The organism is Nocardia lijiangensis NBRC 108240, assembly GCF_001613045.1.
Classification (GTDB): Bacteria; Actinomycetota; Actinomycetes; order Mycobacteriales; family Mycobacteriaceae; genus Nocardia; species Nocardia lijiangensis.
Map to the genome: position 1 here is coordinate 23,118 of NZ_BDBP01000057.1, position 20,199 is coordinate 43,316.

Here is a 20,199-nt window from a genome sequence, read left to right on the forward strand (position 1 = left end):
CGTGGAACCAACGACAGCAGCGGAAGCACCCGCGCGCCCCATTGCGCGGGTGCTTCCGCTGTTGTCGCCCGCGCACCTGGATCGCGATTTCGACTATCTGGTGCCCCCCGAGTTCGACGAGATCGCCCAACCGGGCGTGCGGGTGCGCATCCGCTTCGCGGGCCGCCTCGTCGACGGTTACCTGCTCGCCCGCCTCGCCCACAGCGAGCACAGCGGCAAACTCGTCAGGCTCGAGCGCGTCGTGTCCGCGGAGCGCGTCCTCACCCCCGAAATCCTGCACCTCGCGACCGCCCTCGCCGCCCGTTACGCGGGCACCCGCGCGGACGTTCTGCGCCTGGCCATTCCGCCGCGGCACGCGCGCACGGAGAACGGGGGCGCCAAGAAGACCGCCGCCGATCCCTCGCCCGACGAGTCGTCCACCGACGACGAGGTGACCGAGTCGGTCGCCCTTTCGGTCGCCGATCCAGAAGCCGTGCAGCAGAACACCTCTGGATCCGCTGCGGACAGCGATCCGAACACGGCGGGTCGAATCGCCGAAAACGGCTCTGTACCAGATGGTTCGGCCGATCACCCGGATGTGGCAGCCGCTGTGTCCGGATCGGAAGGTGCGACCGCGTCCGATGTCGCCGAGAGTGTGCGGCGAGATGCGCTCGGCAAGAAAGATTCTCGGATACCCCCTGCCATCGTTGCCGAGATCGACAACGAGCGCCACGCATCGACCGAACCGGCGCCGATGTCCACCGAACTTCCAGGCGGTGGTCTGACGCCGAGGGAAGTCGCTACAGATCATGCGGCTGTGGTCCGTGCTGCGGCGAACGACGCGGGTGAGCATGCCGCTGCAGGAGACGTCGCTGCTGTCCGTCCCGTGGCGGACGACGCGGGCGAGCGTGGCGCTGTAGGTGATGCGTCTGTGGTTCGTGCCGTGGCGGACGACGCGGGTGAGCGTGGCGCCGTAGGTGGTGCGGCTGCGGTCCGTCCTGCTGCGAGCGACGCGGCTGAGTGTGACGCTGCGGGCGGTGCGGCTGTGGTCCGTCCGGCGAACAGTGCGGCCGGGCATGGCGCTGCGGAAGCCGGTGCAGACCACATCGCCGCTGCGCGCATGGCTGCCACGACCGACGACTCTGTCCCGAATTCCTTGCCCGAGCGGGCATCCGACGCAGCCGCGCTGCCCTTCGACACCGCGCCGTGGGAGCGCTACGTTCACGGTGGCGCCTTCCTTGCGGCGTTGGGCGAGGGCAAAGGGGTGCGGGCGGCGTGGCAGGCGATGCCAGGGGAGGACTGGGCGCGGCGGCTCGCGGAGCTGGCCGCAACGGTGGTCGCGGCGGGGCGTAGCGCGATCCTGATGGTGCCCGACCAGCGGGACCTGACCCGGGTGCTCGCGGAATGTGTTCGGCTGGTGGGAGATTCGGCCGTCGGCTTGACGGCGGGGATGGGTCCTGCCGCGCGCTACCGGCGGTGGCTCGCGGTGTTGCGGGGGAGCGCGCGAGTCGTGGTCGGCACGCGTAGCGCCGTGTTCGCGCCCGCCGCGAATCTGGGCCTCATCGCGATCTGGGACGACGGCGACGACACCTACGCCGAACCCCGCGCGCCCTATCCGCACACCCGAGAAGTGTCGATGCTGCGGGTGCACGAGACCGGGGCGGCGTTCGTCGCGGCCGGTTTCGCCCGCACCGCGGAGGTCCAGGCGGTGGTCGACACCGGGTGGGCGCACGACCTCGTCGCCGATCGCTCGGTGCTGCGCAAGGCTGCGCCGCGGATCAGCGCTCCGGGCGACAGCGATTTCGCGCTGGAACGCGATCCGGTGGCGCGGGCGGTCCGCATCCCCGGCGTCGCGTTCGCGGCCGCGCGGGCGGCGCTCGCGGAGGGCGTTGCGGTGCTCGTGCAGGTGCCGCGCCGCGGCTACGTCCCGGCGCTGGCCTGCGCGAAGTGCCGCACGCCCGCACGGTGCAGGCATTGCAACGGCCCGCTGGCGCTTCCGGAGAGCCGCCCCGGCGGCCGTGCCGGTCAGGCCGAAGCACACAGCCCCAGTTGCCGCTGGTGCGGCATCACCGAGACCGCTTTCCGCTGCCCGGCTTGCGGCTCCCGGGCCTTGCGCGCCGTCGTGATCGGCGCCGCGCGGACCGCCGAGGAGCTGGGCCGCGCCTTCCCCGGTGTGCCGATCCGCGGTTCCGGCGGCGGCGCCGTCCTGGATACCGTCGAACCGGGACCGCAGGTGATCGTCTCCACCGTCGGTGCGGAACCGGTGGTGCGCGGCGGTTACGGTGTCGCCCTGCTGCTGGACGGCTGGGCACTGCTGAGTCGCGCCGACCTGCGGGCCGCCGAGGACGCGCTACGGCGCTGGATGTCGGCCGCCGCGCTGGTACGCCCGCACGGTCAGGTCGTGGTGATGGCCGAGCCGTCGCTGCCGACCGTGCAGGCGCTGGTGCGCTGGGACCCGCTCGGGCACGCCCGCGCGGAGGTGGACGCCCGCGCCGAGGTCGGTTTCCCGCCCGCGGTCCGTTTGGCCGCGGTCGACGGCGCCACCGAGGCCATCGATGAACTGCTCGCCGCCGCCGACCTCCCCGCCGACGTCGAGGTGCTCGGCCCGGTCCCGCTCCCCGCCACCGCCCGCAAACCCTTCTCCGGCGACTCCCCGGCCGAAGTCGAACGCATGCTCCTGCGCGTCCCCCGCCGCTCCGGCGCCACCCTCTCCCGCGCCCTCACCGCCGCCCAAGCCATCCGCAGCACCCACCGCTCCGACGCCCCCCTCCGCGTCCAAATCGACCCCATCGACATCGGCTGAGCGCGCTCGCCACGAGCCGAGCTTCCCCGGCGGCCGATCCAGGGAGCCGAGCCGCCGCGACACAGTCGCGCACCAGATATGGCAATTCATCAGCTACGCGCCGAAAACAGGTAGTCGACTACTGGCGTCGATCATCCACCGCCCTGAAATTATCGCCAGCAGGTTGGCCGAGCGGCCGAAACGTCTGAATGACGACAGAAGTATCACTCGCGATAGACAAAGGTAGGTGCAGAAATGACTCGGGTTGTCGGCACTGCGATATACGGCATCAGGCCGGATGGCGATCTGCAGTGGTATCGCCACGACGGTGTCCAAAACGGCGGCGCCTTCTGGACAGCAGGCGAAGGTGGGAAGAAGGTCAGTGGTGGCTGGAACATCTACAACACGGTGTTCAGCGGCCGTGACGGCGGCGTGATCTACGGCATCAAGCCGGATGGTGATCTGCAGTGGTATCGCCACGATGGGTGGCAGGATGGCGGCGCCTTCTGGACGGCCGGCGCGGGCGGTAACAGGATCAGTGGCGGCTGGGGCATCTACAGCAGGGTGTTCAGCATCGGCCAAGGCGTGATCTATGGCATCAAGCCGGATGGTGATCTGCAGTGGTATCGCCACGATGGGTGGCAGGATGGCACGGCTAGATGGACGGCTGGTGCGGGCGGTAACAGGATCAGTGGCGGCTGGGACATTTACGACACGGTGTTCGGCGGCTACCTCGGCGTGATCTATGGCATCAAGCCGGACGGTGATCTGCAGTGGTATCGCCACGATGGGTGGCAGGATGGCACGGCTAGATGGACGGCTGGTGCGGGCGGTAACAGGATCAGTGGCGGCTGGGACATTTACGACACGGTGTTCGGCGGCTACGACGGCGCGATCTATGGCATCAAGCCGAACGGTGATCTGCACTGGTATCGCCACGATGGGTGGCGGGACGGCACCGCCACGTGGACGGCCGGTGCAGGTGGGAAGAAGATCAGTGGTGGCTGGAACATCTACAGCACGGTGTTCAGTGGCGACACCTATCTCCACCTCGTCTGAGCATCCCCGATATCCAGGCTTCGATGTCCTGCGAATCGCGGCTCTACCTGCTTTCCGCTTTCCGCTCCCCCGGGGTGCTCCGGGGGAGCGCCTACATCGTCCCGAATCAGGCGAAGACCGCCCGATTCCGTTCGGCCCATTGGGCATACGTGCCCGCCGGTCGGCCGAGCACCTTCTCGATGTCCGGGCTGATGAGCAGTTCGCCGGGCGTGGGAGCGCCGAGGATCTCCAACGTATGGTCGGCGACCGCTTCCGGCATGAAGCGGAGCATGCCTTCCCGCGCCTGCGCCGGTGAGAGGTCGATGAAGCGAACTTCGGTCCCGAGCGCCGCGCCGAGTGCCGCCGCCTGCTCGCGCGGGGTGCTGAGCGCGGGGCCGGTCAGGGTGTAGATCCGGCCCGCGTGCCCGTCCTCGCGCAGCGCCGCGGCGGCCACGGCCGCGATGTCGGCCGGGTCCACCGAGGGCAGCCCGACCGATCCGAACGGCGCGGCGACGGTGTTCTCGGTGCGTACCGACTCCACCCATGCGTAGGTGTTGCTGAAGAACCCGCCCGGCCGCAGGAGGGTCCACTCGAGAGACGAGGCCCGAATTACGTTCTCGTAGGCCCGGATTCGGTCATAGCCCGCGGCTTCGGGCCGGGTCTGCGTGCCGAGCGAGGACACGAAGACCACCCGCCGCACTCCCGCGTCGGCGGCGACGCCGAGGACCTCCTCCGGGTCCGGTCCCGCCATCAACTGCTCGCCGGTGATCAACAGGAACAGCGCCTCGGCGCCCGCGAGAGCGGGGGAGAGGCTCGCGGGATCGGCGAGATCGGCCGCGACATGGCGGACTCCTTCGGGCAGTGCGACGTCGCCGACTCCGCGCGAGACGGCCGTCACCGGCGCGCCCGCCGCCGCGAGCAGCGGTACGAGCGAGCGTCCGATATTGCCGGTCGCCCCGGTCACCACGATCATGAGTTCTCCTAGTTAGTTGGCTGACTAAAAATGAACATAGCCGACGGTTCTCGGGCTGTCTATAGTCAGTTGTGTGACTAACTCAGCCGAGAAGGTGGGCAAGCGCGAGCGGCTGGTCGAGGCGGCAGTGCGCGAGTTCTACGAGCGCGGCGTCGAGAAGACCACCATCGCCGACATCGCGCGCACCGCCGACGTGCCGGTGGGCAACGTGTACTACTACTTCAAGACCAAGGATCAGCTGATCGAAGCCGCCATCGGTGCGCACGCGCGCGGCTTGGACGAGCTGACCGTGGGCCTGGACGCCCTGCCTGCGCCGCGAGAGCGGCTGAAGGCGCTGATCCAGGGCTGGGTCGACGGGCGGGAGATGGCGGTCCGCTACGGCTGCCCCTTCGGCTCGCTGACCGCCGAGTTGCACAAGCGTCCCGACCCGCTGGACGGGCGCGCGGCCGAGGTGATGCGGACGCTGGTGGACTGGGCCGAGCGGCAATTCACGGAGATCGGCCGCTCCGACGCGCATGCGCTCGCGGTGGCGCTCATCGCCTCCTATCAGGGAATCTCCCTGCTGACCAACACCTTTCGCGATCCCGAGCTGATGGCCGCCGAGGGGAAGCGGCTCCAGGACTGGATCGACTCGCTGTAGCGATATGCGTCGGGCGCGCCCGTGCACCGTGTGGTGCCGGGCGCGCCCGAGTCGTTTTCCCGGCCGGGAATTCTCCGCGGGTTCCTTGCGTTCGATGCATTGTCGATATATCGTCGATACTGTGAATCGAACACGAAAGCCTGAGGAGGCAGACATGGAAAACATCGAGAACATGCAGAACGGAGAGTTCGGCCGCGGCGGCCGCTGGCGCAAGCCGGGTCGCGCGGAGTTCGGTCCCGATCGTGGGCGGCACCGTCACGGCGGCAGGCACGGCTTCGGTCCCGAGTTCGGGCCGGGCTTCGGTCCTGGTTTCGGGCCCGGCTTCGGCCCGCAGTTCGGCCGCGGGCGCGGCCGCGGTGGCCGTGGCCGTCGCGGCGACGTGCGCGCCGCCGTGCTACTGCTGCTCACCGAGCGGCCGATGCACGGCTACGAACTGATCCAGCAGATCCGCGAGCGCAGCGACGACATCTGGCGGCCCAGCCCCGGGTCGATCTACCCCGCGCTGGCGCAACTGGAGGACGAGGGCCTGGTGCTCATCGAGAAGGTCGCCGGGCGCAAGACCGCCAAGCTGACCGACGCGGGCACCGAATACGTCACCGCGCATCGCGAGGAACTCGGCGATCCGTGGGCCCAGGTCAAGGCGGACGTCGGCACGCAGGCCATCGACCTGCGCGGTTTGGCCGGCCAGGTGATGGGCGCGGTCGCGCAGGTGGCCGCCGTCGGAACCCCCGAGCAGGCTGCGAAGGCGGCCGAGATCCTCAACGACACCCGTCGTTCGCTTTACCGCATCCTCGCCGAAGATGACGCTACCGAATAGTAATGATCACGAAACAGCCCGTGGGCGTGCGTTTTTCGAACCGATGGGGTAGATCATTGTGATATGGAACAGCCGATTGGTTCGTGGGGTTGGGGTAGATCACAGTGGGGTCGCGTCGCTATGGCGTGCGCGCTGGCCGCGGGGGCGTTGGTCGGGTCGAGTGCCGGCGGGTTGACCACCGCCGCCGCCGAGCCGGCCGACATCGCCGAACCGCTCGTCGTGCGCCCGCCCGACGTGCCCAACGACCCCGCTCCGCCGCAGCCCGACCACCTGGCCGCCGCGCGGCATCTGAAGGAGCACAAGAACGCTACGCCATTGGGCACCAACGATTTCGGCTGCCTTCCCACGGCGGCCCACCCCCGGCCGGTGGTGCTCGCGCACGGCACCGATTCCACCGCCTATTCCGATTGGTCGGCCATCGGTCCGCAGCTGGCGGCGGCCGGATTCTGCGTCTTCGCGCTCAACTACGGCGGCGCGCCGGGCGCCGACACCTACGGCACCGAGGACCTGCGCGCCAGCGCCCACCAGGTCGGCCAGTTCGTCGACCACGTGCTCGCGACGACCGGCGCGGCGGAGGTGGATCTCGTCGGATTCTCCCAGGGCGCCAACGTGACTCGGTACTACACCAACAAGCTCGGCGGTGCGTCCAAGGTGGCCAACTGGGTCGGCGTGGCCTCGCCGACCTACGGTGGCGTCATGTACGGGCTGGTGCCGGTGGCGCAGGTGATTCCCGGCGCGCTGGAAGTGTTCGCCAAGGTCACCTCGACCGCGGCGGTGCAGCAGGCGCAGGGCTCGCCGGTCATGCTCGAGCTCAACGCGGGCGGCGACACCGTGCCGGGCGTTCGCTACGTGACCATCGGCAGCCGGGTCGACGAGATGATCCAGCCGTTCAGCAATATCGCGCTGCGCGGGGCGAGTGCGGAGAACGTCGTCGTGCAGGACCTGTGCCCGGACAATCTCACCGGCCACTTCCACATGGTCTACGACCCGTTCGTGCAGCAGCTGGTGCTGCGGGCGCTCGATCCCGTCAACGCCTCCGCCCCGACCTGCGCGCCGGTCGCGCTCGGCACCGGTATTCCGCAGGTGATCATCGCGGGCAATTCCTGATCGAGATCCGCCTGGCTGGGATGGGCACGCGCCGATCAGCCGCCGAGCAGCGCGATGCTGCAGGCGATGATCCACGCGATCCATCCCAGCCAGCCGAGCAGTCCTAGCAGGGCCGTGCGGCTCGTTCCCTCGACGTTGTAGGGGCTGGCCGACGACGAGACGAACAGCAGTGCCGCACTGAGGTATCCGAGCCACCCGTGCCAGGCGGGCAGGAATCCCGTGTCGGTGCCTGCGATGCTGAACCCGACCAGGGCCGCGGCGAGAAATACCTGGTTGAATCCGAACAGCACGTTGCTCAGTGCCCACAACCCGGCCGTCGAGCCGCGCCCGTGCTCGGCGGCCGCGGCCAGGCCGAACCGCAGCGCCTCCACGCAGCTGAACGTCACGTTCTGCATCAGCACACCGGCGAAGCCGACCAGTGCCCATGCCCCGAGCCCCTGCGTCGGTGTCCAGAGCGCCGACAGCATCCCGGCGGCGAAAACCGTTGTGCACAACCATGACAGCGGTGCGAGCATCGACGGCCGTTTCAACGCGTCGCCGACTGTGGCCAGCGACGCCACGACCTCGTCCATCTTCTTGCCCGACATCGGGAAGGGGAGTCCGTCGCGGACATAGAGGAGGTTGACGATCAGCGCCGTCAGCACGAAACCGAGTCCGCTCCAACCCGCGACATCCGAAAAGCTCATGGGGAGATAGCCTCTCATATTGACTTTATGCGTACTTTAATGAATATATGATGGAGAAGATCGGAGGAGCAAGAGTGGAAGAACCGACGCGGCGCGGCTACGACTCGCTGCGGAGGCATGCCCAAGCGCAGCGCACGCGCGCGGATATCGCCGATGCGGCCCGTCGCTTGTTCGTCTCTCAGGGGTGGGCGCTGACCACGGTGCGCGACGTAGCGCAGGAGGCGGGGGTGTCGGTGCCGACGGTCTACGCGGCATACGGAAACAAGAAGGGGCTGGTCTGGGCCCTGGTGGACGCGGCGGACCTGTCGGCCGACCTCCCGCGCATGCTCGCCGAACTGGAGGAATCCGCCGCGCCCGAACGGCAGCTCGCCGCGATGGCCGGTTACGACAGGAGACTCTTCGAACGCGCTGGCGACCTCATCTTCCTGATCCGGGAAGCGGGGCGCACCGAAACCGATCTCGCCACCGTCTACGAGACCGTCCGGCGCGCGGCCGACGAGGCCCGTGCCGAGATCTTGTCCGCCTGGCCGGAGGACGCGCTACGTGCTGATCTGGACCAGTCCACCGCTCTCGACGTCTACGCCGCGCTGTGCAACATCGACGTCTACACCACGCTCACCGTCGAACGCGGCTGGCAACCCGACCGGGTCGAGCAGTGGTGGAGCGAGGCGCTGGCCCACCAACTGCTGCGCCGATGACCTTCCCGACCTCGACGGAACTGCGGGCGGCCACGGCCGTCGACCACCGAAACCGAAAGGATCTCCCCATGTCCGATCAGGGCGTCACCTTCATCAACGTCCTCGAGATCTCCGCCGACCGCATCGACGACTTCGTCGAACAGTGGCGCGAACGCGCCTCGCTCATGCGGAAAGCGCCCGGGTTCCGCGATGTCCGGCTGCACCGGGCGCTGTTGCCGAACACGCGGTTCCAGCTCGTCAACGTCGCGCATTGGGACAGCGTCGAGGCGTGCGAGGCCGCCGGTCTGAACAAGACGGTGGTGGCCTCGGTGGCGGAGGCGGAGAAGATCGCCGAGGCCCATCCCGGCCTCTACGAGGTTGTCGCGGAATATCTTTGATCCGAGTGCGATCCGTCAGGGGAAACGCATCAGCTGCCGGGCGAGGGTGAACAGGCGGCTGCCGAGCCTGATGACGGGGAGACCCAGCGGAATCAGCAGGATAGTCGCGCACAACACCGCGCCGAGGATCCAGACCACGGCCGCGACCAACCCGAGGACCGTGCCGAGCACGGCTGTCAGGAGTCCCAACACCAAGTTGAGCAAGCCCTTTATCGCTCGCATGACGACCTTTCCGTAACCATTCTGCGCCCTTTCCCGTCGATATGCACCCTGCCCGCACCCTCGACCGGTACGGGGTGAACGCCCCGGGCGCCGCTATGCCGCGGCGGTGGCGAGCTGCCGCTCCGCCCGGGTCGGCCAGCGACGGTGTTCGGCGTCGATGACGTAGGCGTGGGTGTGCCGGTAGAAGCGGTCGTTCACGCGCACGGCATCGGCCAGCCGGGCCGGGTCGATGGTGCCGACCTCGTGCAGGTGGGTCAGCTCCTCCGGGTCGTGGCGCGGCCACATCCGCAGCGCCACGGTGACTCCGGCCCCCGCGAGCACGGCCAGCGTCACCCAGGTGGTCGTGAAACCGGCGGCGGTCGTGAGCCATCCGGCGATCGGGTAGGTGATCAACCAGGCCAGGTGCGACAGCGAGAACTGCGCCGCGAAGATCGCGGGCCGATCGGCGGGCTGCGACGAGCGCCGCAGCACCTGGCCGGTCGGGGTGAGCACCGCCGCGGTGCCCGCGCCCACGGTGGCCCACACCGCGATCGCGGCGCCCCACCGCCAGTCGCCCGCGTTCGCCAGCGAGAGGGCGATGGCCGCACCGAGCCCGGTGATCAGCGTGGCCGCCCCCGCCAGCATGACGGGTCGCGCGCCGACGCGATCGAGCACGCGGGGCAGCGACAGTGCGACGAGCATGGTGCCGAACCCATTGGCTGCCAACAGCTTCGCCACGCCGGACTGGGTGCCGCCGAGGGTGTCGCGCACATAGTTGACCGTGTTGACCATGATCACCGATCCGGCGGCGGCGACCACGAGGTTCATTCCGAGCAGACCGCGCAGCCGCGGTGTCGCGGCGAAGATCCGCATGCCCGCCGTGATCCGTTCCTTGAAGGAGCCCGCCGCCGCGGTGGTCGCGTCCGGGATGCGGGTGGTGATCACGAGCAGCGCCGAGACGGCGAATCCGAGGGCGGTACCGACGAACAGCCAGTGGAAGCTGATCACGGTCAGCGCCGCGGCGGCCAGCATCGGGCTGAGCAGGGTTTCCATGGTGGCGGCCAGCTGTGCGGCCGACAGCGCCCTGGTGTATTCGCGTTCGTCGGGCAGGATGTCGGGGATGATCGCCTGATAGGTCGGGGTGAACGCGGCCGAGGCGGTCTGCAGCAGCGCGATCAGCACGTAGATCTGCCAGATCTGGTCGATGAACGGCAGTGCGAGCACCACTGCTGCGCGAATGACGTTGAGCCCGACCAGGAACGGCCGGCGCGGGAATCGGTCGGCGTAGGCGGCCACGAGGGGCGCGACCGTCACGTAGACCACCATCTTGATCGTCAGTGCGGTGCCGAGGACGGCGGCCGTGTCGGCGCCGGCGAGCTCGTAGGCGAGCAGTCCGAGGGCGACGGTGGTCAGTCCGGTGCCGAACAGAGCGGACACCTGAGCGGTGAACAGGCGCAGATAGTCGTGGTTGCCGAACAGTGCGGAGATCATGGGCGTGGAACGCATCGGAAACACTTCCTGGGAATGAGTCGGGGGTGGATCACGGGCGCTTCGACAGCAGCATTCGCACATGTCGGACTCCTCTGGCGAAAGTTTCGATTTCGGTGCTCAGTTGTCGGTGGGCAGGGTGAAGGCGGCGGTGCGGACGACGTCGCCGTGCTGGAAGTCCAGGAAGAGGCGGTAGGTTCCCGGGCCGGGCACCACGGTGTGGAAGGCGATGTCCGGGCCGGGTGCGGTCACCCCGTCGCCGGGCTCGCCGTTCGGGTGGACGTGGATGTAGGCCAGGTCGCCCGCTCGCAGGATCACCAGGTGTCCGTAGGCGGCCAGATAGGGCTGCAGGTCGGTGATCGGCTGCCCGTCCTTGCGCACGGTCAGCGTGAGCAGCCTGCCCGCGCCCGGCACCAGTTCGCCGTCGAGGGTGACCTCGTACCCGTCCACGATCGCGGTGCGCGCGGCCTGCGGCATGGGTCGCGGCGCGTAGGCGCCCGCCACGGCGAGATCCGCGCCGAGTGTGATGGTCTTGCCGAGGGCACGCGGGGCGATATCGGTGAAGACGCGGTACGCGCCGGCTTCCGTGAGGTTCAGCGTCACGGTCCAAGTCCCTTCGGCGGTGAGTTCGGGATGCACGTGCCAGAACCCGGTCAGCTCCCGCTGCACCACGATCAAGTGCAGCTCGCGGTCGTGGATGGCGTCGTAGTCGGTGACCGGCGCGCCGTCGGGGCCGAGGATCCGGAACCGCAGGCCGACCTCGCCCGTCCCGACGATCGGCTCCGTGAGCGCCAATGTGTAACCGTCCTGGGTGATTTGGAGCCCGCCGGGTAGTCCGGCGGCGTGGTCTGCGTGCCCGGCATGAGCTGCTGTGTGCCCCGCGTGGTCGCCATGGCCCGCGTTGGCGCCGTGTCCGGTGTGGCCGTCATGTCCGGTGTTGGTGCTGTGGCCCGCGTGCGTGCCGTGGTCGGTGTGGTCGCCGTGTCCGGTGTGGGTGCCGTGAGCTGTGTGCCCCGCGTGGTCACCGTGCGCGCCGTGGTGGTTGGTGTGAGTCTGCGTGGTCATCGCTCCGGCCTTCCGATCTTGTCGCTCGTTACGACCAAGAATGTATACCCCTAGGGGGTATATGGCAACCCTTGTGTGACTCAGCTCGCGCGCAGTACTACCGCCAGCTTGTAGGGTCGCCCGCGTCGAGCCGCGTGGGACGGCGCTGGCCCTCGGTGCGTCTCGGGTCGGGCATGCCGGTTTCTTCGAATGCGGTATCGCGACGCGGACGCCGTCCGCCGCGATCCTTACCGCCACCACGGCGCGGGCATAACCCCTCGGTGCCGAACTGCGACGACAACGGCCGGTGCCGCTCTCGGACGGCGGCGAAGCTGCTCAGGCGCTGTCCGGCTCGGCGTCTTCGGGCGAGGAGAGGTCGCGTCCGGCCGCCCAGAGTTGCTCGAAGTGGCCGATGGCGCCGCGGACGAAGGCCGGTTCGTCGATGCGAAACCCGCTGAGCTCCTGGGTGGTTCCGTTGGTGAAGGCGAGGAATGCGACGGTGTCGTCGAACAGCGCCAGGTTCACCGCGTCGGTGGGGAGCGGCCAGTCGATCACTCGAATGCGATAGTTCGGCTGCCGCAGTGTCGCGCGGTGCAAGCGCTGTGCCCACCGCGCCATTTCGGGAGTCGGGGTGGCGATGACGCGGCGCACCGAGCGGCCGGGGCGCGTCGACCAGGTCCGGAGCCCGTCGAAATACGCGGCGGCCGCGCGGCCGGTCTGCTCGTCGGTGAAACCGATGAAGTAGGAGGCGGGACGCAACCGGATGTAGGTCGTCATGATCCGGTAGCGGGCGCGGTCGATTTCGGCGAGCATCGCGGTGTAGAACTCGCGGCCGGAGACCGGGCGCAGGGATCCGCCCGCGGGCGGTTGCCGGTCGGGGTGCTCGGTCGCGTCGTCGTCGCCGAGCGCGCGATCGATCCTCAACCAGCGCAGCTTCCATTCGGAGACGTCCCCGCCGCACGCGGTGACGAACGCCTCGGTCTGCTGCCAGGTGGGGAATCGGCGACCGTTGAGTATCGCGGAAACCGTCGCGTTGCTGCAGTTCAGCGCCGCGGCGAGGATGCGTTGCTTCGGCCTGCCCGCGGCACGATGGAGATCTCTGAGCTCCATGGCGAATCGTTCGGCCGGTTGGTCGGGATCGAGGCTGCGGCGAGCGGACGGCATCGTGGCCTCCTGCGAACGTGCGGAATCACCCCATTATCTCCGTTGTCCGTTTCGTTCCGTCTTTGTTCGCCGAGGTGCGTCCGGCTCCCTGTGCATCCGTCCGCGCGTCGTCCGCGTCCGGCATCCTCCCCGCGATGCCTGACGGGCGCTACACCTGAAGACACGTCCGCGAAGACGGCGCGATCGAAGGACCTGAGGACATGAACGACGCCACGCCAACACCTTTCGCATCCCCTGATCCGATCCAGGATGCCGCTGCCCACCACCCCCTGGCCCTCTCGTCCGGGCAGGGCGCGGTGCTCCAGGCGCTCGCCGCCCTCATCGCCTTGGCCGAGGCATCCGCGACCACCTGGGCCCTGGCGGCCTCGGCACTCGTCGTCCTCGCGGTGGCATTGCCACTCGCCGGGTGGTGGCGCGTGCGGGGGTGCCGCCCGCACCGGATCACGCAGCGCTGCCGGGTGGGCGTCAGACGGATACTTCGTCGAGTTCCATGAGTGCGGAGTAGATGTCGGCGGCGACATCACCGGTGGGCGGTCTCGCGATCGAGGGTGCCGTCGGTCATGCGGTAGACCGCATCCGTGCGGTGCAGGTGGGTGCGGTCGTGGGTGACCAGTAGGGTGGCGGCGCTGTGGGTTCTTGCGACGGTGAGGATCAAGTCGATGATTTCCGCACCGCGTGCGGAGTCCAGTGCGCTGGTCGGTTCGTCGACGACCAGCAGTGCCGGATCGTTCATCAGCGCGCGGGCGATGTTCACGCGTTGGCGTTGACCGCCGGACAGTTGCGCTGGGCGTTTGTTCGCGTGCTCGGCCATTCCGACAGCTGCCAGCAGTTTCCTTGCCTTGGAGCGCGTTTCGCGGCGACGTGTGGGCGTGGTGAACCGTCGCTGGCCGAGGTGCCGCATCACTTCGAGCTGTTCGAGCGCGGTGAGCGCGGGGACCAGGTTGGGCTGCTGGAACACGATGCCGATGGACGACCGGCGCAGCGCCGCGCCCTCCCGTCGCGTGGCGGCGGCGAGATTCACTGTGTTCTGCGCACTTTCGAGCAGCACGCGACCGGAGTCGGGACGGATCAACGTGGCGACCACGGCGAGCAGAGTCGACTTGCCGGAGCCCGAAGGGCCGGTGATCGCCGCGACCGTGCCTGCGTCCACGCGCAGGCAGACGCGATCGAGTGCGGTGAGCCGGTCCGCACCGTCGGGGTAGGTGAGGGTGACGTCGTCGACAGTGAGGGACACGGGGATGCTCCGTAATCAGCGGGCCGCGCCGAGCGCGGCGAGTGGATCGGTGGTGAACAGGAAGCGCAGGGCGAACGCCGCACCGAGCAGGCCGAGCGCGATGAGCGCGGCCGCGGGCAGCACCGTCGTGGCGGGCGTCAGCGCCAACGGCACGTCGTCGACCACGAATGTCGCTGCAAGCAAGGTGATTCCGAGTCCCGCTGCGACGCCTGCGAACAGTACGACTGCGGCTTGGGTGAGCGTGTCGCGGACCAGTGACCCCCATGTCGCGCCCAATGCCTTCAACGTCGCGATATCGGGGGTGCGCTGGATCGTCCACACGGTGAAGAATGCGCCGATCACCAGCGCCGAGATTGCGAAGAGCAGCGCCGTCATCAGGGTGAGCGAACCGTTCTCGGCGCGGTAGGAGCCCAGCGCGTCCAACGAACCGGAGACGCTGGCCGTGGTGGTGCCGGCGGCGGCGTCGGCGGCTGCGGCATCGGACACGCCGGAGACCGCCAACACGGTCGCGGCGCCGCCGCGCGGGGTGAGCGAGCGCCAGTCGGCGACGGTAGTCCAGACCACCGGGGTGTGGCTGTACCAGTCGTCACCGCGGACCGCTGCCACGGTGAAGGCGCGCTCGTTCACGGACACGGTGTCGCCCGCCGCCACGTGCAGTGCCCGTGCCGCACCTTCGCTCAGCACGACCGAACCCGGTTCGGTTGCGGTTCGGTCGCCGAACGTAGATTTCTGCGCGCCGAACAGAGCGACGCGCGCCGGTTCGGCCTCGTCGCCGGACCGGACCGCTTCGGCTCGGCCGATGCCGATCGGCTCGACAGAGCTCGCGGCCACCCGCCAGGCATCGATCTGCTGCTCGGTCAGCGCCGACGCATCGAAGGACGGATCGCCACCGCTGCCGGCAAACACCAGATAGTCGGCGGAAATGCCTTGGACAGCGGAGATGTTCTGGTGCGCGAGACCAGCGGTGAGGCCACTCAGGAAACTCACCAGCAGGGCCACAAGGGTGACCACCAGTGTGATGAGCAGGAAGCGGCCGCGAGCAGCCCGGAGATCCCGAAGGGCGAGAAACATGCTTCCACTCTCGCGGCCGTGGGCCGGTTCGCCATCGCACGGGAGAAGGAACGCCCGCGGACGAACGGTGGACCCTGTTTTACACCTTTCGATGGATGACGCCCCGGTAACCGCACATAAGCTGGCAACGTGCATCCGTCGCCGCTCACCCCTGTCTTCACCACGCTGCGGCTCGGCTTGCACCTGCTGGTGACCGCGCTCGCGTCGGTCGTCGCTGTGCGGGCGCTGTTGCCGGGCGCGCCGCACGCGGGGCCGGTGGTCGTGCTGTCGGCGGCCTTTCTGCTCGTCTACTTCGCGGGCGCGGTCGTCGGCGACCGGAGGCGCGCCGCGCTGCCGGTGTGGCTCGTGACGCTGACGCTGCTGTGGCTCGGACTGGTCGCGCTTGCGCCCGACGCGGGCTACCTGGCCTTCGGATTGTTCTTCCTCTACCTGCACCTGCTGCCACGCCCGTGGAATCTGATCGCCGTGGCAGTGGCGACGGCGGTAGCGGTCATCGGCTTCGGTCTGCACCGCGGGTGGTCGATCGCCGGCGTGGTCGGCCCGGTCATCGGAGCCGCCGTGGCGGTCGGTATCGGCCTGGGCTACCACGCATTGTTTCGTGAATCGGCCGAGCGGCAGCGTCTCATCGACGAATTGCTCAGTACCCGATCCACTCTCGCGGAGCGAGAGCGTGCTGCGGGTAAGCTCGCCGAGCGCGAACGCCTGGCCAAGGAGATCCACGACACCGTCGCCCAGGGCCTCAGCAGCATCCAGCTGCTCCTGCACGCGGCTGAACGCGCCGATCCGGAACATCCCGCGCTGCAACAGATTCGGCTCGCGCGTGAGACCGCAGCGGAGAATTTGGCCGAAACGCGCGGCCTGATCGCCGAACTCGCGCCGGTCGCGCTGGAGGGTTCGTCGTTGGCTCAAGCGCTCGAACGGATTTGCCGACGTGCCGAAACGCCAGGACTTCGTGCACTGGTGGTCGTCGAGGGCGAGCCGGAGCGTTTGCCGATGCCGATCGAGGCGGCCCTGGTGCGGATCGCGCAGAGCGCGGTCGCCAATGTGGTGCGGCACGCGCATGCCGAGCAGTTGCGCCTGACCTTGACCTACGCGGACACCGACGTGCACCTGGATGTCGTGGACGACGGCATCGGTATCGGCCCGGATGTGTTCGCACGGGGTACTTCCGGCGGATTCGGATTGTCGGCGATGCGGGCACGAGTCGAGCAGCAGGGCGGAAGCATGGCGGTGGAGTCGGAACCGGGGCACACTGCCATCTCGGTATCGTTTCCGCTTGTGTCGGGACCCGTTGGCGCCGAGATCGATTCGGCGGACGACGCGTGATCCGCCTGCTGTTGGCCGACGATCACGCCATCGTGCGCGCCGGACTGCGCGCGCTGCTGGCGGGTGGCGCGGATATCGAGGTCATCGGCGACGCGCCGACCGCCGAAGCGGCCGTGGCCTTCTGCGCCACCACACCCGTCGACCTCGTATTGATGGATTTGAGTTTCGGGTCCGGGCGTTCCGGTGTGGAGGCGACCTCCGAGATCCGCGCGCTACCGGATCCGCCGAACGTCTTGGTGGTCACCAACTACGACACCGACGCGGACATCCTCGGCGCGATCGAAGCGGGCGCATGCGGCTACATCCTGAAGGACACCCCGCCGCCGGATCTGCTGGCCGCGGTGCGTTCCGCGGCGGCGGGGGAGAGCGTCCTCTCGCCTGCGGTCGCGTCCAAGCTCATGACCAGGGTCCGGCGCGCGGACAGTACGCTCAGCCCGCGGGAGATCGAAGTGCTCAGGCTGGTCGCCGACGGCCGGTCGAACCGCGAGATCGCCAAGGATTTGTTCCTGAGCGAGACGACGGTCAAGTCCCATTTGGTGCACATCTACGCCAAACTGGGCGTCCGCTCCCGCACCTCGGCGGTGGCGCGCGCCCGCGAGCAGGGAGCGATCTGAGACGCCGGGTGTCGCCGGAGTCCGTTCAGAGTTGTGGCTGCCAGGCGCTCACGGCCCAGATGACCACAACGCTCAGCGCGATGACGAGCAGCGACCACGCCGGGTAGTAGGGCAGCGACAAAAAGTTCGCGATGATCACCAGCGTCGCGATGGCCATCGCGGCGTAGCGGCCCCACGTCCTGCCGAACAGCAGGCCGAGGGCGCAGATCACGCCGATCGCGCCGAGGACCAGATGGATCCATCCCCAGGTGGTCGAGTCGAAGGCGTAGACGTAGTCGGCGCCCGCCACGTAGATCTCGTCCTTGGCGATGGCCGAGACTCCCTCGAGCACGGACACCGTGGCGAGCACGAGCAGCATGATCGCCGCCGTGATCGAGATTCCCGTGGCGACGCTCTGCCGTTGGAAGGGTTCCGCGGGCGGGGGACTCTGGACGCCCGATGGGTTCGTCATGGTGACTCCTCATCGACAGGGAACCGGATCTGCCGATCGTCCTCCCGCGAGCGCACGTACTCCTCACCCGTTCCGGGTGAAGTGAGCGATCGGCTTCCCGGCCGGTGCCCAGTAGTGCAGCTGCTCGATCCATATTAGTACGACCGTACTCGATGAATCCTCTGTATATGGACATATTGACGCTATGAGGCGGCAAACTTATAGTACGAACGTCCACATAGTTTGGGAGGTAGTGCGAGATGCGTGCAATACAGCAGCGGGAATGGGGCGGTCCCGAGATGCTGCAGCTGGTCGAGGTGGAGCAACCGCAGCCCGGGCCGGGTGAGGTACTGGTGCGGGTGATCGCGGCCGGAGTCAATCCGGTCGACTACTACACGCGTGAAGGCCGCGCGTATAACCGAGTACTCACCCTGCCCTTCGTCCACGGCTGGGACGCGTCCGGCATCGTGGCCGCGGTGGGCTATGGCGTGACTCGGTTCCGGCCGGGCGACCGGGTCTTCGGCATGCCGCAGTTTCCCCGGGAGGCAGGCGCTTACGCCGAATACGTCGCGGCTCCGGCTCGCCACTTCGCGCTGATGCCGGAGGAACTCGGTTTCGCCGAGGCCGCCGGGCTGCCGCTGGCCGGTTTGACCGCGTGGCAGATGCTGGTCGAGGTCGCGAAAGTCACGGTGGGGCAGCGAGTTCTCGTCGCGGGCGCGGCAGGCGGGGTCGGTCACTTGGCCATCCAGGTCGCCAAGGCGCGGGGTGCCCACGTCATCGGCACCGCTCGCGCCACCAAGCACGCGTTCCTGCGCGAGCTGGGCGCCGACGAGACCGTCGACTACACCGTGTCGGATGTGGCAGCCGAGGTGCGCGATGCCGACGTGGTGATCCAGATGTTCGGCGGCGAACACGGGCTCGGGGCCCTCGAATCCCTGCGCCGCGGCGGGATTCTGGTCAGCGGCCAAGCCGCATGGACGCCCGGGCTGCTCGAACGCGCCGACGAACTCGGCGTGCGCGCCACCGGCTACCTCGTCGATCCCGACGGCGCAGGGCTAGAGGCGCTGGCCGATCTCGTCCGCACCCGACAGTTGCGCGTGCACGTCGACCAGGAACTGCCCCTGGCGGAAGCGGCAAAGGCCCACGAACTCATTGCACAGGGCAGGACCGCCGGAAAGATCGTCCTGAACGTCGCCGAAGGCGCGTGAGACAGAAGGACAAGAAATCCGAACCGACCGGCAAAAGCTCTTCTTCGACTTCAACCAGATGTGCGAGCAGCTCGGTCTTTCCGTCGACGACGCCGCCGCGGGGTTCCATACCTGGCGGGAGAACGCGGAGGTATCACAGGGTCGCCACGGCGGCCAGCCGGGCTTCGATGATCCGGCGCGCCCGCTCGTAGCGGACGGGATCGCCGAACAGCAACGCGTCCTGCGCGGCCTGCCTGGCGACAGCGTCCAGCTCGAACGCGAGCTCGGCGGGATCGATACCCGTATCGATCTCGCCGAGCGAAATCGCTTCGGCAACGGTGGATTCATAGAGACGCAGCCAGTCCTGCCGCGCCGCCGCGAGGGCGTCGCGCACCCGCCCGGGGCGCGCGTCGAACTCCGAGACCGTGGATAGGAAGAAACACCCGCCACTGAAGATGGGCTTGGCCGCGTACTCCAGCCACGACTCGGCAAGGGCCCGCACCCGCCGGATCCCCGCGGGCGCCCGCCGCGCTGGTTTGACCACCTGCGTAGCGAACACCTCGATCGCCGCACGCACGGTCGCCAGCTGCAGCTCCTCCTTGGATCCGAACTGTGCGAAAACTCCGCTGTTGCTGAGCCCGAGTTCGGTGGACAGCCGCCGGGTCGACAGGCTTTCCAGTCCTTCGACCGAGGCGACGTCCATCGCCCGATCCAGGATGGCGCGCCGCGACTGTTCGCCGCGGCGCACGCGCCCGTCGACCTTGCCGTCGCTGACCATGCCTCCGCCTTTCGTCCTGTCCGAGCAGAGTAATAGTACAGCCGTTCACTTATCGTGCCGCTGTCGTGCTCCCTTGTCCGCTCGACGCGCCAGACGGCTTCATTTCCGCGACTCCGAGGGCCGCCACCGCAGCAGATCTCGCACGTCGACCGGCCAGTTCACCACGGCGACGCACAGCATGATCACCAAATGAAGTGGCGCCGACACTTCCTCGTAGACCGGTGCTTCATCGATGACATGCGTCGTCACCGCACCGGTGAGCAGCAGCACCAGTCCGGCGGCGCCGAGGAACCTGGACTGCCTGCGCGGAATGACCAGCAGAATCGCGCAGACCAGTTCGATCGCCCCGACCAGATAACGCATGTTCGGGTCGAAACCCCATTCGGCGAACTTCACGGAGTATGCCGGACCGAAGAAGGTCTCTCCCTGCCAGAATTTGGTGGCGAACCCCACGAAGAATTCGAAAGCCAAGAAGCAGTACCAGCCGGTGCGCAACCACGTTGGCACAGTGCGGCGTTCGGTCATTTTTCCTCCAGAAGCTGCATGGACGAGTGCCGCTGGCCGA

Annotated in this window: 22 protein-coding genes; 11 read left to right on the forward strand and 11 right to left on the reverse strand. The window is 68.4% G+C overall.

Translation table 11 applies throughout. The annotated features are described in order from the left end of the window. Position 1 precedes the first annotated feature (1 nt). Both NL1_RS39630 and NL1_RS21515 read left to right on the forward strand, forming a co-directional pair. Complete coding sequence (locus NL1_RS39630; RefSeq protein ID WP_245673441.1) at positions 2–2,782, forward strand: primosomal protein N'; 2,781 nt, start codon at positions 2–4, stop codon at positions 2,780–2,782. Positions 2,783–3,016: 234 nt separating this feature from the next. After that, entirely contained in the window at positions 3,017–3,820 is an 804-nt protein-coding gene (locus tag NL1_RS21515; protein WP_067842120.1) for a tachylectin-related carbohydrate-binding protein, read from the forward strand. Positions 3,821–3,926: 106 nt separating this feature from the next. On the opposite strand, the gene NL1_RS21520 is transcribed toward NL1_RS21515, so the two are convergent. Continuing rightward, on the reverse strand, positions 3,927–4,772 hold the full coding sequence (locus tag NL1_RS21520; RefSeq protein WP_067842122.1) for an SDR family oxidoreductase: 846 nt from the start codon (positions 4,770–4,772) through the stop codon (positions 3,927–3,929). Positions 4,773–4,845: 73 nt separating this feature from the next. On the opposite strand from NL1_RS21520, the gene NL1_RS21525 reads away from it, so the two are divergent. From NL1_RS21525 to NL1_RS21535, 3 genes are all read left to right on the forward strand, one after another. Continuing rightward, the gene (locus NL1_RS21525) at positions 4,846–5,412 is read left to right on the forward strand and encodes a TetR/AcrR family transcriptional regulator (protein WP_084510829.1); all 567 of its coding nucleotides are present in this window, start codon (positions 4,846–4,848) and stop codon (positions 5,410–5,412) included. A 154-nt stretch (positions 5,413–5,566) separates the two neighbouring features. Then, positions 5,567–6,229 carry a PadR family transcriptional regulator gene (locus NL1_RS21530; RefSeq protein ID WP_174553450.1) on the forward strand — a complete coding sequence of 221 codons (663 nt, stop codon included), beginning with the start codon at positions 5,567–5,569 and terminating at the stop codon, positions 6,227–6,229. Between the two features lie 120 nt (positions 6,230–6,349). Beyond that, the gene (locus tag NL1_RS21535) at positions 6,350–7,336 is read left to right on the forward strand and encodes a lipase family alpha/beta hydrolase (RefSeq protein ID WP_067842125.1); all 987 of its coding nucleotides are present in this window, start codon (positions 6,350–6,352) and stop codon (positions 7,334–7,336) included. Between the two features lie 35 nt (positions 7,337–7,371). Here the strand turns inward: NL1_RS21535 and NL1_RS21540 are convergent, their stop codons facing one another. Then, positions 7,372–8,022: a hypothetical protein gene (locus NL1_RS21540; RefSeq protein ID WP_084510830.1), complete on the reverse strand. Its 651-nt coding sequence runs from the start codon at positions 8,020–8,022 to the stop codon at positions 7,372–7,374. 74 nt (positions 8,023–8,096) lie between these two features. Here NL1_RS21540 and NL1_RS21545 point away from each other — a divergent pair, with 74 nt between their 5' ends. Together NL1_RS21545 and NL1_RS21550 are read left to right on the forward strand one after the other, a co-directional pair. After that, on the forward strand, positions 8,097–8,720 hold the full coding sequence (locus NL1_RS21545) for a TetR/AcrR family transcriptional regulator (RefSeq protein ID WP_245673445.1): 624 nt from the start codon (positions 8,097–8,099) through the stop codon (positions 8,718–8,720). A gap of 68 nt (positions 8,721–8,788) precedes the next feature. After that, the gene (locus tag NL1_RS21550) at positions 8,789–9,097 is read left to right on the forward strand and encodes an antibiotic biosynthesis monooxygenase family protein (RefSeq protein ID WP_067842240.1); all 309 of its coding nucleotides are present in this window, start codon (positions 8,789–8,791) and stop codon (positions 9,095–9,097) included. Positions 9,098–9,112: 15 nt separating this feature from the next. Here the strand turns inward: NL1_RS21550 and NL1_RS21555 are convergent, their stop codons facing one another. The 4 genes from NL1_RS21555 to NL1_RS21570 form a co-directional block, all read right to left on the reverse strand. Continuing rightward, positions 9,113–9,319, reverse strand: coding sequence for a hypothetical protein (locus tag NL1_RS21555; RefSeq protein WP_067842127.1), 207 nt, complete (start codon positions 9,317–9,319; stop codon positions 9,113–9,115). A gap of 93 nt (positions 9,320–9,412) precedes the next feature. After that, on the reverse strand, positions 9,413–10,789 hold the full coding sequence (locus NL1_RS21560) for an MFS transporter (RefSeq protein ID WP_067842132.1): 1,377 nt from the start codon (positions 10,787–10,789) through the stop codon (positions 9,413–9,415). A gap of 117 nt (positions 10,790–10,906) precedes the next feature. Then, positions 10,907–11,851, reverse strand: a complete 945-nt coding sequence (locus tag NL1_RS21565; protein WP_067842137.1) for a DUF8832 domain-containing protein — start codon at positions 11,849–11,851, stop codon at positions 10,907–10,909. Positions 11,852–12,166: 315 nt separating this feature from the next. Beyond that, a complete protein-coding gene (locus NL1_RS21570; RefSeq protein ID WP_067842140.1) occupies positions 12,167–12,994 on the reverse strand; it encodes a helix-turn-helix domain-containing protein in 828 nt (275 codons plus the stop codon). Between the two features lie 200 nt (positions 12,995–13,194). On the opposite strand from NL1_RS21570, the gene NL1_RS21575 reads away from it, so the two are divergent. Next, positions 13,195–13,488: a hypothetical protein gene (locus NL1_RS21575; protein ID WP_067842141.1), complete on the forward strand. Its 294-nt coding sequence runs from the start codon at positions 13,195–13,197 to the stop codon at positions 13,486–13,488. A 26-nt stretch (positions 13,489–13,514) separates the two neighbouring features. Here NL1_RS21575 and NL1_RS21580 read toward each other — a convergent pair whose 3' ends face one another. Together NL1_RS21580 and NL1_RS21585 are read right to left on the reverse strand one after the other, a co-directional pair. Next, positions 13,515–14,228 (reverse strand): ABC transporter ATP-binding protein, encoded by a 714-nt coding sequence (locus NL1_RS21580; RefSeq protein WP_084510832.1) that lies wholly within the window; start codon positions 14,226–14,228, stop codon positions 13,515–13,517. 15 nt (positions 14,229–14,243) lie between these two features. Beyond that, positions 14,244–15,299, reverse strand: a complete 1,056-nt coding sequence (locus NL1_RS21585) for an ABC transporter permease (RefSeq protein ID WP_067842145.1) — start codon at positions 15,297–15,299, stop codon at positions 14,244–14,246. A gap of 129 nt (positions 15,300–15,428) precedes the next feature. On the opposite strand from NL1_RS21585, the gene NL1_RS21590 reads away from it, so the two are divergent. Beyond that, entirely contained in the window at positions 15,429–16,625 is a 1,197-nt protein-coding gene (locus NL1_RS21590; protein ID WP_067842147.1) for a sensor histidine kinase, read from the forward strand. Next, positions 16,622–17,239, forward strand: coding sequence for a LuxR C-terminal-related transcriptional regulator (locus tag NL1_RS21595; protein ID WP_067842149.1), 618 nt, complete (start codon positions 16,622–16,624; stop codon positions 17,237–17,239). Before NL1_RS21590 ends, NL1_RS21595 begins: the two co-directional genes overlap by 4 nt. Positions 17,240–17,264: 25 nt before the next feature. Here the strand turns inward: NL1_RS21595 and NL1_RS21600 are convergent, their stop codons facing one another. Further along, positions 17,265–17,690 (reverse strand): DUF7144 family membrane protein, encoded by a 426-nt coding sequence (locus NL1_RS21600; protein WP_067842151.1) that lies wholly within the window; start codon positions 17,688–17,690, stop codon positions 17,265–17,267. A gap of 239 nt (positions 17,691–17,929) precedes the next feature. Between NL1_RS21600 and NL1_RS21605 the strand changes: the two genes are divergently transcribed. Next, a complete protein-coding gene (locus tag NL1_RS21605) occupies positions 17,930–18,877 on the forward strand; it encodes an NADP-dependent oxidoreductase (RefSeq protein ID WP_067842154.1) in 948 nt (315 codons plus the stop codon). Positions 18,878–19,010: 133 nt separating this feature from the next. Here the strand turns inward: NL1_RS21605 and NL1_RS21610 are convergent, their stop codons facing one another. Both NL1_RS21610 and NL1_RS21615 read right to left on the reverse strand, forming a co-directional pair. Then, positions 19,011–19,634, reverse strand: a complete 624-nt coding sequence (locus NL1_RS21610) for a TetR/AcrR family transcriptional regulator (protein ID WP_067842157.1) — start codon at positions 19,632–19,634, stop codon at positions 19,011–19,013. 99 nt (positions 19,635–19,733) lie between these two features. Then, on the reverse strand, positions 19,734–20,159 hold the full coding sequence (locus NL1_RS21615; RefSeq protein WP_067842160.1) for a DoxX family protein: 426 nt from the start codon (positions 20,157–20,159) through the stop codon (positions 19,734–19,736). Positions 20,160–20,199: the final 40 nt, after the last annotated feature.

Bases quoted from the DNA above. Each gene is read 5' to 3' on its own strand.
- NL1_RS21535 (WP_067842125.1), top strand. From the start codon at position 6,350: ATGGCGTGCGCGCTGGCCGCGGGGGCGTTGGTCGGGTCGAGTGCCGGC.
- NL1_RS21540 (WP_084510830.1), bottom strand. From the start codon at position 8,022: ATGAGCTTTTCGGATGTCGCGGGTTGGAGCGGACTCGGTTTCGTGCTG.
- NL1_RS21570 (WP_067842140.1), bottom strand. From the start codon at position 12,994: ATGCCGTCCGCTCGCCGCAGCCTCGATCCCGACCAACCGGCCGAACGA.
- NL1_RS21615 (WP_067842160.1), bottom strand. From the start codon at position 20,159: ATGACCGAACGCCGCACTGTGCCAACGTGGTTGCGCACCGGCTGGTAC.
- NL1_RS21575 (WP_067842141.1), top strand. From the start codon at position 13,195: ATGAACGACGCCACGCCAACACCTTTCGCATCCCCTGATCCGATCCAG.
- NL1_RS21555 (WP_067842127.1), bottom strand. From the start codon at position 9,319: ATGCGAGCGATAAAGGGCTTGCTCAACTTGGTGTTGGGACTCCTGACA.
- NL1_RS21605 (WP_067842154.1), top strand. From the start codon at position 17,930: ATGCGTGCAATACAGCAGCGGGAATGGGGCGGTCCCGAGATGCTGCAG.
- NL1_RS21530 (WP_174553450.1), top strand. From the start codon at position 5,567: ATGGAAAACATCGAGAACATGCAGAACGGAGAGTTCGGCCGCGGCGGC.
- NL1_RS21550 (WP_067842240.1), top strand. From the start codon at position 8,789: ATGTCCGATCAGGGCGTCACCTTCATCAACGTCCTCGAGATCTCCGCC.
- NL1_RS21520 (WP_067842122.1), bottom strand. From the start codon at position 4,772: ATGATCGTGGTGACCGGGGCGACCGGCAATATCGGACGCTCGCTCGTA.
- NL1_RS21600 (WP_067842151.1), bottom strand. From the start codon at position 17,690: ATGACGAACCCATCGGGCGTCCAGAGTCCCCCGCCCGCGGAACCCTTC.
- NL1_RS21515 (WP_067842120.1), top strand. From the start codon at position 3,017: ATGACTCGGGTTGTCGGCACTGCGATATACGGCATCAGGCCGGATGGC.
- NL1_RS21610 (WP_067842157.1), bottom strand. From the start codon at position 19,634: ATGGTCAGCGACGGCAAGGTCGACGGGCGCGTGCGCCGCGGCGAACAG.
- NL1_RS21565 (WP_067842137.1), bottom strand. From the start codon at position 11,851: ATGACCACGCAGACTCACACCAACCACCACGGCGCGCACGGTGACCAC.
- NL1_RS21585 (WP_067842145.1), bottom strand. From the start codon at position 15,299: ATGTTTCTCGCCCTTCGGGATCTCCGGGCTGCTCGCGGCCGCTTCCTG.
- NL1_RS21560 (WP_067842132.1), bottom strand. From the start codon at position 10,789: ATGATCTCCGCACTGTTCGGCAACCACGACTATCTGCGCCTGTTCACC.